Source organism: Halomicrobium sp. HArcht3-1 (assembly GCF_058933345.1).
In genome coordinates, this window is record NZ_JBZYDM010000008.1 from 146,860 (window position 1) to 163,064 (window position 16,205).

The following is a 16,205-nucleotide window of genomic DNA, read 5'->3' on the forward strand; positions in this document are numbered from 1 at the left end:
CGTATTACATAAACGTGTGGACTGCACACCGATGGCGCGACAGCTTCGGCCACACACGATCGAAATCACCCGCCGTGGGCCACTCATGCAAAGAGGAGAACGAGCAGCGTGAGTGCAATCCTGATCTTCTCGGAGTGTCGTTCGATCCACTGCTGCACGAGATGGAGGTTTCGCCGGTACAACCAACCGTCGACGAGCGTCGTGAGAACGACGAAGTCCGTAACCAGAACGAACCAGAAGAGCGAGGTGTTTCGAGTGGGCTGGTGCGTTCGTGAGCCAGATGCTGACTGGCTCCGATCCGACGGGGTGTCACGATCCGTCTCGTCGACGGTACCATCGGTGCCTCGATCGCGTGTCCCGAGAGGCGGGCCGAAATCCGCGTGGCGCGTTCGCTTCTCTGGAGCGTCACCACCGGAATCGTCGGGTGGTGATCGCTCACCGGGCTGAGAAGCATCGTCCGGGTTGTGTTCGTTCGGTATCGGCAATGGTGTTGGTCAGACTGCGGTGGGACGGCGAGTCCGCTGAGAGTCCTTGCGTACCGGTTCTCGACACCGGGCCATCGAGCGGCGGCGTTCGACCTCAAGCCGAACACTCGATATTACGGACGGCTAGTGGGAACTCCCTCATATCGGACGGGAACGAAGCCCACAGCAGTCTCAGAACAAACACCATAGCGGTCCGAACGGGGTTCGCGAAACCGAGTCGCAGATTCGAGGGGGCGAAGGAAGGATAGTGGAACTCTCCAGATCGCGACAACCATGCACAGAATGCTGAACAGTGAAAAGCGGCCCGCGATTCCCTGTCCGTTCTCGTGCTGGATCGATGCGAGCAAACGGTCGAGGAGAGAGCGTACGATCCAGCCAGAGAGGGCGAACAGACCCATCTCGGCTGGAGAGCGTACTGCCCGCTCGATAGAAGCAGTGGGACGCTCGATCGAAACGGCAAGCGGTGAGGCAGGATCTGACGACCCATCGATCACGAGGGTCGGTGCACGACTATCTGTGCGTCCAGTCGGGACGAAGCCTGACTGATCGGTCGTGGCGACTACAGCAAAGTCGCCGTCGTCGTCACCGTCTCCCAGAGGGTTGTGATCGGCTACTCGTCGCAATCTGAGGAGTTCGTGATCGGATGCCCGTCGAAGAATGTCACGGCGTGTCGTTCCGTTGGGTCCACCAGACATGGTTTACGTGCTGTACATTTAGGAGTACTTGATTCTCCCTATATAAACTCGGTTATAGTTCAGAGTTACTGCGATGCTAAGGCACGCTTACTCGCGAACACGACTTCTCACGATGAATCGGATAAGACGTTCGAGCCTCGGAAACCCACCACGACGGTATTCGAAACGCGTGGAGAGGACGTTACAACCCTTCGATGCTGCGAAGCGTCTGCTCTATGTCCGGCGGTGCGCTACTGGGACCGTCACGGACGCGGTGGTCTGGGATCACCAGCGGGACGGGGTTCTCGGCGAGTGCCTCCCTGACCGTGCGCTGGCTGTCCTCGTCGTCTGGGTCGAGACCCGCCATCCGCGCGACCTGTGCGACTGTCCCCTGCTCGCCATAGGGAATCTCGCGGACCGCTTCGAGGACGCGCCGGTGGTCAGTCGGAACAGTCAGTCCGACCTCAATATCGCTGAACTCGTCGGTCTCGTTGTCGAGATATCGCTCGATGCGGTCCAGCAGGTCGTGGGTCGACTGGGCGTCGTCGTCAGGCATGCTCGGAAAAGATAGCTGGATGACCTTCTCACCCGCTGCGCCGAACTGCACGTAGCGGTCGAGAAGCGGAAACTCCCGCGCGTAGATGCCCGCGTCTGCAGTGCTCATACCCGGCCAAGGACCGCTCCCGTCTTGAAGATTCGGCTCGATAGCTCGCCGTTCGCAATCGAGACGAGGAGCGACGGGGCAGTCACCAAGGACAAGTCTTATGTGCAACTCTGTCCGTTAGTGTACACTAATGGGCGATAGTGATGAGATAGCACCGGCAGTCCAGTCGATCCTCTCGGCGGCCCGCGAGCGCGGTGGAGCCGATGGACGGGTCGACGTGGACGCCCGGTCGTTGACGGTGGCCTTCGAGGAGGCCGAGCGGGACGGTCGCGTCCCGACGATCGCAGAAGTAAAGCCGACGAGTCCGACGACCGAGGGCGAGCGCACGGACGACCCGGCCGCGCTCGCGAAGGGAATGGTCGACGGTGGGGCAGCGGCGATCTCGGTCCTGACCGAACCGGAGCACTTCGGCGGGTCGGCCGAGACACTCCGAGCGGTCCGTTCGGCCGTGGACGTACCCGTCCTCCGCAAGGACTTCATCTTGCACGAGGAGCAGCTCGATGTCGTCGAAGCGGACCTGATCCTGCTGATCGTGCGCTTCCTCGACGAACCCGGCACGGACGACCTCGACGACCTGCTCGAAGCGGCACGCGACCGCGGCTTTCAGGTACTCGTCGAGACCCACACCGCAGAGGAACTACAGCGAGCACTCGACGCCGGTGCCGAGATCATCGGCGTCAACAACCGTGATCTGGGGAAACTGGAAGTCGATCTGGGCACCTTCGAACGAGTGGCCGCCGAGGCTCCCGACAGCGTCACCCTCATTGCCGAAAGCGGCATAGCCTCCCCCGAGGACGTCCAGCGGATGCGAGCGGCGGGGGCCGACGGTCTGCTCGTCGGCTCGGCGATCATGGACCACGAATCGAGCGCCGCCGGCGAGACGGCGGACGTGACAGCCAACACGCGGCGACTAACTACGACAGATGAGTAGCGAATCCAAGTTCGGCGACTACGGTGGACAGTTCGTACCCGAGGCGCTCATGCCGGCAATCGAAGAGCTGACAGACGCCTACGAGCGGTACGTCTTAGAGAACGAAGACGGCTTCATGGACGAGTTCCGCGAGCGTCTCGCGGACTTCGGCGGGCGACCGCTGCCCCTCCAGCGAGCCGATCAGCTTTCCGAGCGGTACGATACCGAGGTGTATCTCAAGCGCGAGGACCTGCTGCATGGGGGCGCACACAAGCTCAACAACGCACTCGGACAGGTCCTGCTGGCGAAGTACATGGGCAAAGAACGGATCATCGCCGAGACCGGGGCCGGGCAACACGGCACCGCGACGGCGATGGCCGCGGCCCACCTCGACATGCCCTGTGAGATCTACATGGGCAAGACCGACATCGCACGCCAGCGCCCCAACGTCTTCCGCATGCGGATCAACGACGCCGAGGTCAATCCGGTGACCACGGGCCGTGGGACCCTGAAAGAGGCGATCAGCGAGACGATGCGCGACTGGGCGACCACCGTCGAGACGACCCACTACGTCATCGGATCGGTCGTCGGCCCTGCCCCGTTCCCGGCGATGGTCCGGGATTTCCAGGCCGTCATCAGCGAGGAAGCCCGCGAGCAGATTCAGGACAAGACCGGCGACCTCCCAGACGCCGTGCTGGCCTGTGCCGGCGGCGGGTCGAACACGATGGGGACGTTCCACCACTTCGTCGGCGACGAGGACGTGGGCCTGTACGCCGTCGAGGCCGGCGGCTCCTCGCTGTCCGTCGACGAAGAGAAGGGCGTCGCACCGAACTCCGCGTCGTTGTCGACCGGTGACGAGGGGGTCCTCCACGGCGCACGCACGAAGCTCCTGCAGGACACCGACGGCCAGATCATGGAGTCTCACTCGGTGTCGGCGGGACTGGACTACGCTGGCGTCGGGCCGGAACTGGCCCATCTCGTCGACGAGGGACGGGTGACGCCGGTCAACGTCGACGACGACATTGCACTGGAAGCGTTCCACCGCCTCTCGCAGGACGAAGGTATCATCCCGGCGCTGGAGACTGCCCACGCCTTCGGCTACCTCGAAGAGCACCACGACGAACTGGGCGACACCGTGATCGTCAACGTCTCGGGGCGAGGTGACAAGGACCTCGAAACCGTCATCGAGGAGACCCAGACACGGGACCTCGACATCGCACCAGACATGTCCATCTTCCGCGAGATGGGGGGCGGGATCTAGATGGGACTGGAACGCGCCTTCGCCGACGAACCCGCCTTCGTCCCCTACCTCGCGGCTGGCGACCCCGACTACGAGGCTTCCATCGAGTACGTCGAAGCGCTGGCTCGCGGCGGTGCCGACGTGATCGAACTCGGCCTGCCCTTCTCGGAACCGATCGCCGAGGGGCCGACGATTCAGGAGGCAGTCGTCCGTTCGCTGGAAGCAGGCATGACACCGGACCGGTTCTTCGAGTTCGTCGAGGACGTGGACGTGGACGTGCCTCTCGTGTGCATGACCTACTACAACCTCATTTACCAATACGGCGAGGACGAAGGACCGGACCCCTTCGTCGCCAAAGCTGCCGACGTGGGCATCGAGGGGTTCGTCGTGCCCGACCTGCCCGCCGAGGAGGCCGGCCCGCTCCGGGCGGCCTGTGACGAGTACGGGCTGGACCTGATCTTCATCGTCGCGCCGACGACCACGGGCGAGCGGCTCCGGTCGATGATGGACCAGACCTCGGGCTACGTCTACGTGCAGGCGCGCCTCGGCGTGACGGGCGCACGCGACGACGTGGACGACGCCACCGAGGAGAGCCTCGCCCGCATCGCCGACTGGGACGTACCAAAGGCCGTCGGCTTCGGGATCAAGACCGGCGACCACGCCGAGCGGATCGTCGGCGGCGGCGCGGACGGCATCATCGTCGGTTCGGCGCTCGTCGACATCGTCGCCGAGGGTCACGAAGCGGGCGATCCTGTCGAGGAGACCGCCGAGAAACTCGAAGCCAAGGCCCGCGAACTCAAGCAGGGGGCGCTTCGGGGTGCACAGAACCGGCCGCAACCGGAAGGAACATAATCGTACTTGCCACACGTTCGCATAACATGAGCGCAGGGAAAGCAGATCGACTCACACGGATCGGGACAGGGGGGCGATACGTCATCGTCCCCATGGACCACGGCATCACACTCGGGGCCGTCGACGGTCTCGTCGACATCGAATCGACCATCGACGCCGTCACGACGGGCGGCGCGGACGCCGTCCTGACCCAGCGCGGCGTGGCCGATCGGGTCCATCCGAACAAGAACGACGCGGGCTACATCACCCACCTCAACGGCTCGACGACGATCGGCCCCGACGAGAGCGACAAGCGCATGACTGGCACCGTCGAGGACGCGATCCGGGCCGGGGCCGACGCCGTCTCGTTCCACATCAACGTCGGCAGCGAGCACGAACCCGACCAGATCACGCAGCTCTCGAACGTGACCAGCAAGGCCGCCGAGTACGGTCTCCCGGTGCTGGCGATGGCCTACGCCCGCGGCCACGACGTGCGCGACGAGGACCCGGAACTGTTCGCCGAAGATCTGGGCCACGCCGTCCGACTGGCGGAGGAACTGGGCGCAGACGTGGTCAAGACAGCCTACAGCGGCACCCCGGAGACCTTCGAGCGCACCGTCGAGTCGACAGCGTTGCCGGTCGTCATCGCCGGCGGGTCGAAGGGCACTGACGAGGAGACCCTGGAGATGGTCCGGGGCGCGATGGACGGCGGCGCGGCAGGCGTCTCGATGGGCCGGTCGATCTTCCAGCACGACGAACCGGAGAAGATCGCCAACGCGATCGCTCGCGTCGTCCACGACGACAGCGAGGCCGTCGACGCACTGCGCGCGGCCGGACTGGCCGTCGAAGCCTGACCCGGTTCTCCTCTTTTTGCCCGTCGGCAACCGCATCCGCCACGTTCAAGCGGGACCGATTCGAGTGGTGGGATATGACACGAAGCGTCTGGCTCAAAGCCGACAGCGAGGTCGGCGACTGGGACGCACGGAAGCGCCGCATCACCGCCGGTCTCGAAGCCGGCGTCGACTGGGTACTCGTCGACCAACAGGACGTGGGCCGCGTCCGCGAACTCGGCGAAGTAAACGTCGCCGCGTTCACCGGCGGCGACGTGCACGTGATGGACGCAGAAACCGAGGACGCCGAACCTGACGCCCGCATCGTCGGCAAGGAAGGCGAAGGCGATGGCACCGTGGATCTCCCCTCTGATCTCTCTGGCTCTGCCGATCTCTCTGCGCTCCGTCAGGACGGCGAGGACGCCCCCAGCGGCGGGTACATCCGCATCCGCAGCAAGGACTACGAGGGCTTCGCCGAATCCGTCGCCGAAGAAGCCGAGCACACCATCGTCATCGGCGACGACTGGCAGATCATCCCGCTGGAGAATCTCATCGCCCGCGTCGGCGACGAGACGAACCTCATCACTGGCGTCCAGACGGCGGAAGACGCCAAGACTGCCTACGAGACACTCGAGATCGGCGCGCAGGGCGTCCTGCTCGACACCGACGACCACGACGAGATTCGCCGCACCGTCGAAGTCCGCGACGAGGCCGGCCGCGAACAGCTAAATCTCTCGTGGGCCGAAGTGACCGACATCGAACAGACCGGCTCCGCCGACCGCGTCTGCATCGATACGGGGTCGCTGATGGAACACGACGAGGGGATGCTCGTCGGCTCGATGTCCCGTGGCCTCTTTTTCGTCCACGCCGAGACCGCAGAGTCCCCCTACGTCGCCTCACGCCCCTTCCGGGTCAACGCCGGCGCGGTCCACGCCTACGTCCGTACGCCCGACGGCGGCACCAAATACCTCTCTGAACTCCAGAGCGGCGACGAGGTCCAGATCGTCGACACCGACGGCAACACCCGCGAAGCCATCGTCGGCCGCGCCAAGATCGAGAAACGCCCGATGTTCCGCGTCCAGGCCGAGACCGACGACGGCGACCGCATCGAGACGCTGATCCAGAACGCAGAGACGATCAAGATGCGAACCAAGGACGGCCGGACCGCCATCACCGACGTGGAACCCGGCGACGAACTGCTGCTGTACACCGAGGACACGGCTCGACACTTCGGCGAGGCCGTCGAAGAGTCGATCATCGAGAAGTAGTCGTTTGGTCGGACCATCCGACGAACACGCAGTCTCGGGGCGTCAGTGCTGTGCCCAGTCGACTGCCGCGTCCAGCGCGTCGAAGCTCTCGACTTCGGCACCGGGGACCTCGACCTGTGCTTTCACCGCCATCGCGGTCGTCCCACCGGAGACGAACCCGATCCGGTCTGCACCGGTGTATTCGCCGTTCTCGGACCACACCTCACCCATGTACTCCTGTGTCTCGCGGGCGAGGGTCGTATCATCGCCAAAGACCGCGAGCGTCGCGTCGATATCCGCGCGCGTGCCCCGTTCTCGATAGTGATCGCTGGCCGCGTCGAGGTCCTCGTCGGCGAACCCTCGCCACCCCTCCATGTACCAAATACCGACGCTGCCGCGCTTCTCGAACGACCACTCGTAACTGTCCGGGTCCGGGATCGTGCCGTCAGTTGCTGTCATACAGTAGCTAGACGGTCTCAGCGATGATAGCCACAGTGCCTAACTGAGTAGTAAGTGGCAAACACTACAGCCAGTCATTCCAGTTCCGCCGTACACCAGTGACAGAAGTCGATGTCGTCGTCCAGCGGCTTTCCGCAGTAAGGACACTGCGCGCCGTCTTCGATGGCTGCGGCGGCGTTGATCTCCGTCGCGATCCGGTAGGCGTCGAGCACGCTCAGGAGGACGACCGTCAGCAAGGCCATACTGGCCTGCCAGGAGAGTGCCTGCGCCATCTGCATCGAGGTCTGCCAGACCGATTCGGGGGTCGTCGCTGCCGGGACCGCAGACTGCGGGACGAGCAACGACGTAGCCAGCATGAGCATGCTGAACCACAGCACCGCCCGGAACCACTCCCGCAGGTAGAGGTGCCCGAGTCCGGGCGAAATAAACGCCAGTACGGCGGCGAGCCACGGCCGCTTCTCGTCAGTTTTTGCCACGCTTCTCGGGAGAATCCCCACCGAGCATCCTTAAACTTGCGTTCTCGTCAGCACCCACTTATCCGTCGCTTGCCAGCTGTTCGACGAGCGTCCGCAACGTCGCCAGATCGTACTGGCCGGGCGCTGTCGCGTCAGCGGGGTCGACGGGTGCGTAGCCGATGCACGAGCCATAGAGGGGCGCGACGGCCCGCGAGTGGCGGCCGGCCTCGCCCATCGCCATCGTCGCCACGGTCTCGCCGGCCTCGGTCAGTCGGTGGGTCGCAGCGAGTAGCGCGAGCACGTCGCCCCGGCCCTGTGCAGTGGTGGCGATCTTTCCCACGTCACCGTATTCACAGGCCCGCTCCAGTCGGTCGACGATGTCGTCTTCGGCGGGTGTCGCATCGAAATCGTGAGTGGAGACGACGACGCTCGCGCCGTGGTCGCGGGCGTGTGAGACGACGCGGGCAGCGTCGTGTTCGCCCCCGCCTTCGAGGGCAGCAAGCTCCACGTCCACCGCGGTGACGGCGTCGAACTCGACGGCGGTTTCGAGGGCGTCCAGTCGGGCGGCGTCGTCGGCGGCCTCACCGCCTTCCCACTCGACGCGATTGGTCACGAGCAGCGGGAGGTCGCCGTCGTAGGCGTCGAGCATCGCCAGTGGCTCGTCGGCAAAGTCCATCCGTAGCTCCATCCCGTCGGCGTCGGCGCGTGCGTCCGGTTCGGCGGCGAGGTCCGCGCCCGCGGCGAGCAGCGTGAACGAGTCGAAGTCCATAGCTGGGCTTCTCGGGTCGATTACTAAGCACGTTCGCTCTCCAGTGCTCGCGTCGTCGGCCAACGGGGCAAGTGAACATCTCGAAAGCCCTCGACCCGCTCGCGGTCGCTGACCGGCATATCCTCGCTCGCAAGGCTCGCTCGGATAGCGGCCGATCAGACGACTGCACGAACGCGAGCGGGTCTCGCCCTTTCACCCACCAGGTGCATGGCTGTCCGACCAGCTACGTCCCGGCAGAACCACGAGCGCAACGAGCGACGGCAATCGGTGTACGCGTCACAGTCACTGGCCCGGACCGAGACACTCCCAACTCAGTCACTCCTCGATTGGGACGTGACTCGCCCGGTACCCTTCGTCGGTCCGGGTGACCTCGTCGACGGCGTAGAAGCGAATCCGGCGCTCCTGTTTGGTGTTGACGCGGGTGTCGTAGTGCTCGGCCTCGTAGCCCGGTTGCTTCCCGTCGGACTGGCGTTTCTCGACCCACTCGCGGTGGTCGGCGAGCCGTCGCTGTGCGATCTCACGGGAGCGCTCCGGGGCCATATCGACGCGCTGGGCGAGCGCCGACAGGAGGTCGTCGTCGCGGTCGTAGCCCACGGAGTCGCGGCCGGCGACCATCGCCGCCATCGTCGTCGTCCCGGTGCCGAGGAACGGATCGAGGACGGTGTCACCGTAGGTCGAGAACATCGAGACGAGTCGGTACGGTAGTTCGAACGGGAAGGCCCCGGAGCGCTCGCGGAGACCATCGTCGACGGCCTGTGTCTCACCCGCAAGCGTCCAGAGGTCGGAGAACCACTCGTTGCGTTCCTCCCAGAAGTACGCACTCTCGTAGCGGTCGTCGTCGCCCGGCGGGAACGACCGGCGCTGGCCGTTGCGAAAGACGAGGATATGCTCGTGTTCCAGCGTCGGGTAGGCGTTGGGCGGAAGCATTCCCGACCCCATGAACTTCGTCGCCCGATTCGAGGGCTTGCGCCAGAGGATGTCCGGCAGCGCGCGCAGCCCCCGATCCGTGAACCGGTTCGTGATCTCGGCGTGGTTCGAGAACGAGCGAAAACCGTCGCCGATCGACCGGGTCGCGTCACCGACGTTGATGCAGGCGATCCCACCTGGTGCGAGGACACGTGCGACCTCGGCCCACACTGCATCGAGCACGTCGTGCATCAGTTCGAAGGCACGCCTGCCGTCCTCGGCGGCGAGGGCCTCACCGATCGCGGGATCGAGAGCTGCGAAGATGTCGTCCCACATCTCGATCATCGGATAGGGCGGCGAAGTCACGACCAGATCGACGCTGTCGTCGGGCACGTCCAGCTCGCGGGCGTCGCCCGTCACGACGCGATGGCTCGTCTCCATGGCGGTGACCTGCAGGCGGACCCTCTCTAGTCTTGTGGTCTTCTGATCTGTGGCGTCACTGAGAATCCGCGACCGACGCGACTGTTCGCCCGAAAAAGACACGACGCAGAGAACGGTCGTTTCGATTCGTGGGGAGCTACCGGCCCTGTAGCATGTCCTGCACTTCGTTGACCTTCGCGGCCTGTTGTTCGTTGGCGGCAGCGATCTGTTCGATCTCGCTGGCGACCTCCTCGGCGCTCTCGGCGGTCATGTCGACCATGCTGGCGACCTCTTCGGTGGAAGCGGCCTGTTCGTCCGTCGCGGAGGCGACCTCTTCGGCACCCATCGCGGCCTCTTCGACGGCCTCGTCGATCCGCCGGAGGATGTCGACGGCGGTCTCGACCTGCGTGAGTCCCTCCTCGACCTGCTCGTTGGCGTGTTCGATGCTCTCGACGGTCTCCTCGGTGTCTGCTTTGATGTTCGAGACGACCTGTTCGATCTCGGCGGCGTTTTGCTGGGACTCCTCGGCGAGGCTCTTGACCTCGTTGGCGACGACGGCGAACCCTTCGCCGGCCTCACCGGCGCGTGCGGCCTCGATGGAGGCGTTCAGCGCCAGCATGTTCGTCTGGTCAGCGATGTCGTTGATCACCTCGACGATCTCGTCGATCTCGTCGATGCGATCTCGCAGTTGCTTGACGTCCTCGGATACGTCGGTGTTGGCCTCGTCGACGGCTTCCATCGCCCCGATGGCGTCGTCGGCGGCCTGTCGCCCGTCGGCGGCGAGTTCGCGGGCCTCGTCGCTGACCTGCTTGACCTGACTCGCGCTGGAGGCGACCTCTTCGACGGTCGCCGAGAGATTCGACACCTCGCCTGCAACCTCGCGCATGTTGTCCGACTGTTCGTTTGCGAGTTCGCTGATCTGCTGGGAACTCTGTGAGACGCTCTCGGAGGCACGGAGCAGTTCGTCGATCGCACCACCGACTTCGTCCGTCGCAAGACCGCCGCCACCAGAGACCTCGATACCCCCGTCAGTGCTTCGTTCCGAGTCCATAGACACACCGGGAACAGCCACCGGATTAAGCGTGCCCTCTCAGTTATCATGGTTGATTATGCCGGGGCCTGCAGGGAGCGACCAGCGATGCGTTCACATCGCCAGACGCGAAGCTGGCGCGGGAGAAAGAACGGAAAAGACTGGCCGGTCAGGCCATCGGGAGGCCCTGCTCGGCCTCCAGCAGCTCGTGGTAGCGGTTGCGAATCGTCACTTCGGAGATGTCGGCGACCTCGGAGACTGCGGCCTGCGTCGTCTTCTCGTTGGTCAGCAAGGCGGCGGCGTAGACGGCGGCCGCCGCGAGTCCGACCGGCGACTTCCCGGAGTGGACACCCTGCTCTTTGGCGTTCTGGAGCAACTGGCGCGCACGGTGCTCCGCCTCGTCGGACAGTTCCAGCGAGGAGGCGAAACGGGGCACGTAGCTCTCTGGGTCCGCGGGTGCGACTTCCAGCCCGAGTTCGCGGACGACGTAGCGGTAGGTGCGTGCGATCTCGCTCTTTTCGACCCGGGAGACCTCGTCGATCTCGTCGAGGCTGCGAGGGACGCCGGCCTGCCGTGCGGCGGCGTAGACGGAGGCCGTCGAGACACCCTCAATGGAACGGCCGGGCAGGAGGTTCTCGTCGAGTGCGCGCCGATAGATGACGCTCGCGGTCTCGCGGACGTTCTCCGGGAGGCCGACGGCGGAGGCCATCCGGTCGATCTCACCGAGTGCTTGCTTGAGGTTGCGCTCCTTGGAGTCACGGGTGCGGAACCGCTCGTTCCACTTGCGCAGCCGTTGCATCTTCTGGCGCTGCTTGCCCGAGAGGGAGTTCCCGTAGGCGTCCTTGTCTCGCCAGTCGATGTTGGTCGACAGTCCCTTGTCGTGCATCATGTTCGTCGTCGGTGCGCCGACGCGGGACTTCTCGTCTTTCTCGCTGGAGTCGAACGCGCGCCACTCCGGGCCACGGTCGATCTCGTCGGATTCGACGACGAGACCACAGGAGTCACAGACGGTCTCGCCGTGTTCGTCGTCGACGACGAGCGTGCCCGAACACTCCGGACACGCCGTTCCTGTACTCTCTTTTTCTTCTTCGTCCTGTGCTTCCTGTTTCGCCGTGCGCGCTCTCGTTCGCGTTCTCGTGTTCGAATCGCTCATTGTACGAATGCGGGCGCGATCCGGGAGAGCAGTCCCGAAAACGGTTGTCAGCGTCCCATGCCACGCGGCTGACAGCGGCGTTTCGGGGACCCAGTGGACGGTCCCGATCGCTCGATTGGTACCATCACCATGACCGCGACACTGATTTAAATCTGTCGGAGTGAGGTTCGAGAAACCGGCCACAACGGGTCGAGCGTGGTGTTTGTGAAATAATGACGCACCGATTCATATAGGGAGTGGTAACCGTCCGGCCACTACCAGAAACGGTCCCGTTCAGACGGGAAGTGGTCGCTCGATACTGAATCGACCGGACAGCGACGTACGGTCGACCGGAGAATCGGCGACGACGGTTCGTCAGTCGGCGTCGACCTCGGTGTCGACCTCACCAGCGGCCTTCGATTCTTCGACAGCGGCCGTCAGCGAGACGTTGAGCCACGCCATCGACGCCAGTCCGCCGACGATCGTCACGGCGTTTTTCACCGCGTGGTCGACGATCGAGATAGCGAGTGCGACGGGTGCGGCGACGGTCGTGAGACCGACCACGATCAGCGTGAACGCACCCTCGTACAGGCCGATCCCGCCCGGCGAGAGCGGGAGGATCTTCGCGAGGTTGCCGACGCTGACGGCGAAGAAGCCGGCGGTGATCAGCGACGCCGAGAGTTCGATGCCGGGGAAGGCAGCGAAGACGACCAGCGCCGTCAGTACGTCGACGATCCAGATGACGAGACTGCCGACACCGACCCGGAGGAAGGCCCCGCGGTCGCCGACGACCGTCTCCACGTCGCCGACGAACTGCCCGAGGACGCCGGAGACGTACGCGGCGTAGGAGTCGTTGCTGAGCGAGGTGACGACCCGGTGGACGAGGTCGGTGTCGCGGCGGGCGCTGGCGACGATCACGACGACGCCAGCGATGGCTGCCGCGCCGACGACGGCGGCCACTCTGAGGGCCGTCTGGGCCGCTGCGGCGGGATCGAGTGTCTCGTCCCCGACCGTGACCGGTGGCACGTCGGCCGCGATGGCCTGTGCGATCTGTTCGGTCCCGCCGGTCAGGACGAGACCGACGAGGACGCTTCCGGCAAGCACCGTGATCGCGAGCAGGTCGAAGACGCGTTCGACCGCCAGTGAGGCGAAGCCGGTCGGATAGCCGATGCCCCGGCGGGCCTTGACGACGTAGGCCCGTACGCCGTCGCCGAGTCGGGCCGGGAAGACGAGGTTCCCGGTCTGGCTGATGAAGATCGCACCCGTGAGGAACCACGTATCGCTGTCGTGGCCCTGCCGGTCGAGGATGTCGCGATACCGCAGGCCACGCAGGGGCCACGACAGCAGGTACACCACGCCCGAGAGCGCGACGATACCGACATCCGCCGCGCCGATCGCATCGAGGACAGCAGCGGGATCGAAGACGACCGTGACGGCCAAGATGAGCGCGGTAATCACCAGTAGTGATCCGGCCGTCATGCTCACTTTGCGGCTGAGCCGCGGGCTGACCGACAGTTGCCACCACGTTCTGAGGATCTGACTGCCCATCCCGAACACGTCCCGGACGAGATCGACTTTCGAGTCGCCCTTGGGCGTCCAGTCGACGGGGAACTCCTTGACCCGGTAGCCCGCTCGCTGGGCGCGCACGAACAGTTCCGTGTCCCAGAACCAGTGGTCGTCTTCAACGTCGTCGAGCAGGGCCAGCAGCGCCGTCCGGTCGAAGGCCTTGAACCCACACTGGTGGTCCTGCATCTCCGAGCGCAAGAAGAGACGGACGAGCGAGTTGTACCCCAGACTCGGGACGCCGCGTTTGGCCGGGCGGTCGGCGCGATTCTCTGGCATCCACCGGGATCCGGTGGCGAAGTCGTACTCGCCCGAGCGGATCGACTCGATCAGTTCTTCGAGGTGGGCCATGTCCGTCGCCATGTCCGTGTCGAAGTACGCGAGCGTCTCGCCGTCGGCCCGGCGAAAGGCGTACTCCAGTGCGCCCCCGCGGCCGAGACGTTCGTCCGAGTGGATGTGTCGAATCCGGTCGTCTTCCGCGGCCATCCGGGACGCGATCTCCGGCGTCCGGTCGTCACAGCCGTCCTCGGCGACGATCACCTCGAAGCTCTCGGGTGGTAAGAACGAGGCGAGCGTCGACAGCGTCGTCTCGACGGTCTCCCGAATCGTCGCTTCTTCGTTGTAGGCAGGAAGGACGACGCTCACCTCGACGGTACTCATTACCACTACCTGGACGAGGGAACAAAAAGTACCTTCTGTTTGCTTACTTCCCAGTTTCACCGTACTCGGCCGGCGACCGGCAGACGGACTGTTGTCGTCTCAATCTGCCCTGCCGGGCGAGTCGGTCGTGACGAACGGAGCGAGCGCGTCGTCGACCGCACTGACCGAGTCGTAGGGTCGGGAGACGACGATGTCCCCCGCCGTCGAGCGTCCGATCCCCGGAATCGCCTGCAGTTCGTCCATCGACGCGGCGTTGAGATCGAGCGGGTAGGGCACGCCCGTCACCGAGCGGTAGCCGTGATCGGTGAGTGCCACGTCGATCGTCCGGCCGAGTTCGCGCTCGCCCGGAATCCCGACGAGCAGCGGGTAAGTCCCCAGTTGCCGGCCGAAGGTCTTGCCGTCCTGATGGTATTCGAGCGTGACATCTGGGAGGACCGTCCCCGTCGGCGCGACACGCTTGAGCATCGGATTGTCGATGGTCTCGCGGACCTCGCGCTTGTACTCCTTGAACTGTTGCTTGTGGTCCTTGGCGATCTGGGCACCGGTGTCGGCCATGTCGGTCCCCTCGAAGGCCATCACCTGCCGGATGTTGATCCGGCGGAGCATGTACCCCTCGTCGTAGACACGCTGGAGGAACCGTTTGTTGTGTTCGAAGCTCTCCTCGCGCTCGCCTTTCAGCCCGTGGACGAGGTTGATCCCCGGGAGGAGTTTGGGCAGGCGATTGGGAGCGTCCGATCCGGTACTGGGGCCGCTACCGGGTTCCTCACCCGGCCGGAATCCGGCTTCCTCGTTGACGATGCGGACCGCCTCGAAGCACTCGTCGGCCGAGACGTTGAGGTTGTTCTCCTCTTGGACGAGCGGGTCCGCCGATTCGAGACCGAACGCCGCCGTGTCGCCGGGCGTGTTGTGCTCGGCGATGACCCTGATCCCCTCCCGAGCTTTCTCGGGCCACTTCACGATGGTGATGGGATTCATGTTGTCCAGGTGCAGCGTCTCCAGATCCGGTGCGACCTCGCGGATGCCGCCATAGAGGTCGCGGAGCGCGTCGGGATTGGGTGCCTCGCCGTCGCCGCCGTAGGCGAGGATGTCGGCCTGTCGCCCCAGCCGAAAGTTCGCCACGCCGCGATCCGAGAGGGCGTCGACCTCGTCGACGACGCTCTCTGGGGGCCGGAAGTCCGGGTCGCCGTACATCGGCTCCGTACAGAACGAACAGCGGTAGGGACAGCCCCGCGACGTTTCCAGTTCGGCGATGAGATAGTCGGGGTGGTTCGGGTGTTGTTCGACGACGAAGGCCCCCGCACGCGCCCAGCGGGTCTCCTCGGGGACGCCGCGATAGCGGTCCTCGAACCCTTCGAGTCCGTTGTCGACGAGGTCGTAGGCCGCCGCCTCCACGTCGGCCATCGCCAGGAAGTCGAAGTCCAGATCGTCGCGCGCGGTCTCGCTGGCCCCTTCGTTGGCCTCACCGACGCCGAAGCGGACCGGACCGCCGATCATCGACGTGCCATCGGCGGTCCAGGCAAGCTTTCGCACCTCGTCGGGTTCGGCGGGCGTCCCGCCGACGTACTTGCCGGGAACGGTCATCCCGCCGACGTAGACCATCAGATCGGCGTCCTCCACGTCGCGCCAGCGCCGTTTCTCCTCACGTAGCGCGTCGATGGTGTGATACGTGATCTGCTCGCGGGGAACGCCAGCGTCGACCAAGGCCCCGGCGGTGTAGCGCGGGTACGTCGAGATGTACGGCGGGACCCCGAAGTGGGCCGGCTCGTCGACATAGCCGTCGACGATGGTCACCGAGAGATCGGCGGGGTCTGTGGGCATACCCGCTCGTACCGGCTCGACGCCTAAAACGGTGTCTGGTCGCGAACGAGTGTGCTGTCTCCTGCCGAACTTTCGTCCGGGTGGCCGGTCTCACGACGGCCGTCTTCGACGC

At 65.0% G+C, this 16,205-nt stretch carries 15 protein-coding genes; 5 read left to right on the plus strand and 10 right to left on the minus strand.

The annotated features are described in order from the left end of the window. Nucleotides 1–83 precede the first annotated feature (83 nt). Together AC5FRW_RS14355 and AC5FRW_RS14360 are read right to left on the minus strand one after the other, a co-directional pair. Complete coding sequence (locus tag AC5FRW_RS14355) at nt 84–485, minus strand: hypothetical protein (protein WP_493569147.1); 402 nt, start codon at nt 483–485, stop codon at nt 84–86. A gap of 876 nt (nt 486–1,361) precedes the next feature. After that, the gene (locus AC5FRW_RS14360) at nt 1,362–1,823 is read right to left on the minus strand and encodes a methylated-DNA--[protein]-cysteine S-methyltransferase (protein WP_493569148.1); all 462 of its coding nucleotides are present in this window, start codon (nt 1,821–1,823) and stop codon (nt 1,362–1,364) included. Nucleotides 1,824–1,953: 130 nt separating this feature from the next. Between AC5FRW_RS14360 and trpC the strand changes: the two genes are divergently transcribed. From trpC to AC5FRW_RS14385, 5 genes are all read left to right on the plus strand, one after another. Next, a complete protein-coding gene (trpC, locus tag AC5FRW_RS14365) occupies nt 1,954–2,754 on the plus strand; it encodes an indole-3-glycerol phosphate synthase (protein WP_493569149.1) in 801 nt (266 codons plus the stop codon). Further along, nucleotides 2,747–3,994, plus strand: a complete 1,248-nt coding sequence (gene trpB / locus AC5FRW_RS14370) for a tryptophan synthase subunit beta (RefSeq protein WP_493569150.1) — start codon at nt 2,747–2,749, stop codon at nt 3,992–3,994. Before trpC ends, trpB begins: the two co-directional genes overlap by 8 nt. Beyond that, nucleotides 3,995–4,825 (plus strand): tryptophan synthase subunit alpha, encoded by an 831-nt coding sequence (trpA, locus tag AC5FRW_RS14375; RefSeq protein ID WP_493569151.1) that lies wholly within the window; start codon nt 3,995–3,997, stop codon nt 4,823–4,825. Nucleotides 4,826–4,851: 26 nt separating this feature from the next. Further along, complete coding sequence (locus AC5FRW_RS14380) at nt 4,852–5,658, plus strand: 2-amino-3,7-dideoxy-D-threo-hept-6-ulosonate synthase (RefSeq protein WP_493569152.1); 807 nt, start codon at nt 4,852–4,854, stop codon at nt 5,656–5,658. Between the two features lie 74 nt (nt 5,659–5,732). Then, entirely contained in the window at nt 5,733–6,902 is a 1,170-nt protein-coding gene (locus AC5FRW_RS14385) for a 3-dehydroquinate synthase II (RefSeq protein WP_493569153.1), read from the plus strand. A 42-nt stretch (nt 6,903–6,944) separates the two neighbouring features. Here AC5FRW_RS14385 and AC5FRW_RS14390 read toward each other — a convergent pair whose 3' ends face one another. The 8 genes from AC5FRW_RS14390 to AC5FRW_RS14425 all read right to left on the minus strand — a co-directional run bounded on the left by AC5FRW_RS14390 (nt 6,945) and on the right by AC5FRW_RS14425 (nt 16,093). Continuing rightward, nucleotides 6,945–7,340 (minus strand): hypothetical protein, encoded by a 396-nt coding sequence (locus AC5FRW_RS14390; protein WP_493569154.1) that lies wholly within the window; start codon nt 7,338–7,340, stop codon nt 6,945–6,947. Between the two features lie 74 nt (nt 7,341–7,414). Next, a complete protein-coding gene (locus AC5FRW_RS14395) occupies nt 7,415–7,816 on the minus strand; it encodes a zinc ribbon domain-containing protein (protein ID WP_493569155.1) in 402 nt (133 codons plus the stop codon). Nucleotides 7,817–7,874: 58 nt separating this feature from the next. Next, a complete protein-coding gene (locus AC5FRW_RS14400; protein WP_493569156.1) occupies nt 7,875–8,564 on the minus strand; it encodes a type I 3-dehydroquinate dehydratase in 690 nt (229 codons plus the stop codon). A 315-nt stretch (nt 8,565–8,879) separates the two neighbouring features. Continuing rightward, entirely contained in the window at nt 8,880–9,911 is a 1,032-nt protein-coding gene (locus AC5FRW_RS14405; protein ID WP_493569157.1) for a DNA-methyltransferase, read from the minus strand. A gap of 136 nt (nt 9,912–10,047) precedes the next feature. Further along, on the minus strand, nt 10,048–10,941 hold the full coding sequence (locus AC5FRW_RS14410; protein WP_493569158.1) for a methyl-accepting chemotaxis protein: 894 nt from the start codon (nt 10,939–10,941) through the stop codon (nt 10,048–10,050). A 148-nt stretch (nt 10,942–11,089) separates the two neighbouring features. Continuing rightward, on the minus strand, nt 11,090–12,073 hold the full coding sequence (locus tag AC5FRW_RS14415; protein ID WP_493569159.1) for a transcription initiation factor IIB: 984 nt from the start codon (nt 12,071–12,073) through the stop codon (nt 11,090–11,092). 354 nt (nt 12,074–12,427) lie between these two features. Continuing rightward, nucleotides 12,428–14,275, minus strand: coding sequence for a lysylphosphatidylglycerol synthase domain-containing protein (locus tag AC5FRW_RS14420; RefSeq protein WP_493569160.1), 1,848 nt, complete (start codon nt 14,273–14,275; stop codon nt 12,428–12,430). Between the two features lie 99 nt (nt 14,276–14,374). Then, nucleotides 14,375–16,093 carry a radical SAM protein gene (locus AC5FRW_RS14425; RefSeq protein WP_493569161.1) on the minus strand — a complete coding sequence of 573 codons (1,719 nt, stop codon included), beginning with the start codon at nt 16,091–16,093 and terminating at the stop codon, nt 14,375–14,377. Nucleotides 16,094–16,205: the final 112 nt, after the last annotated feature.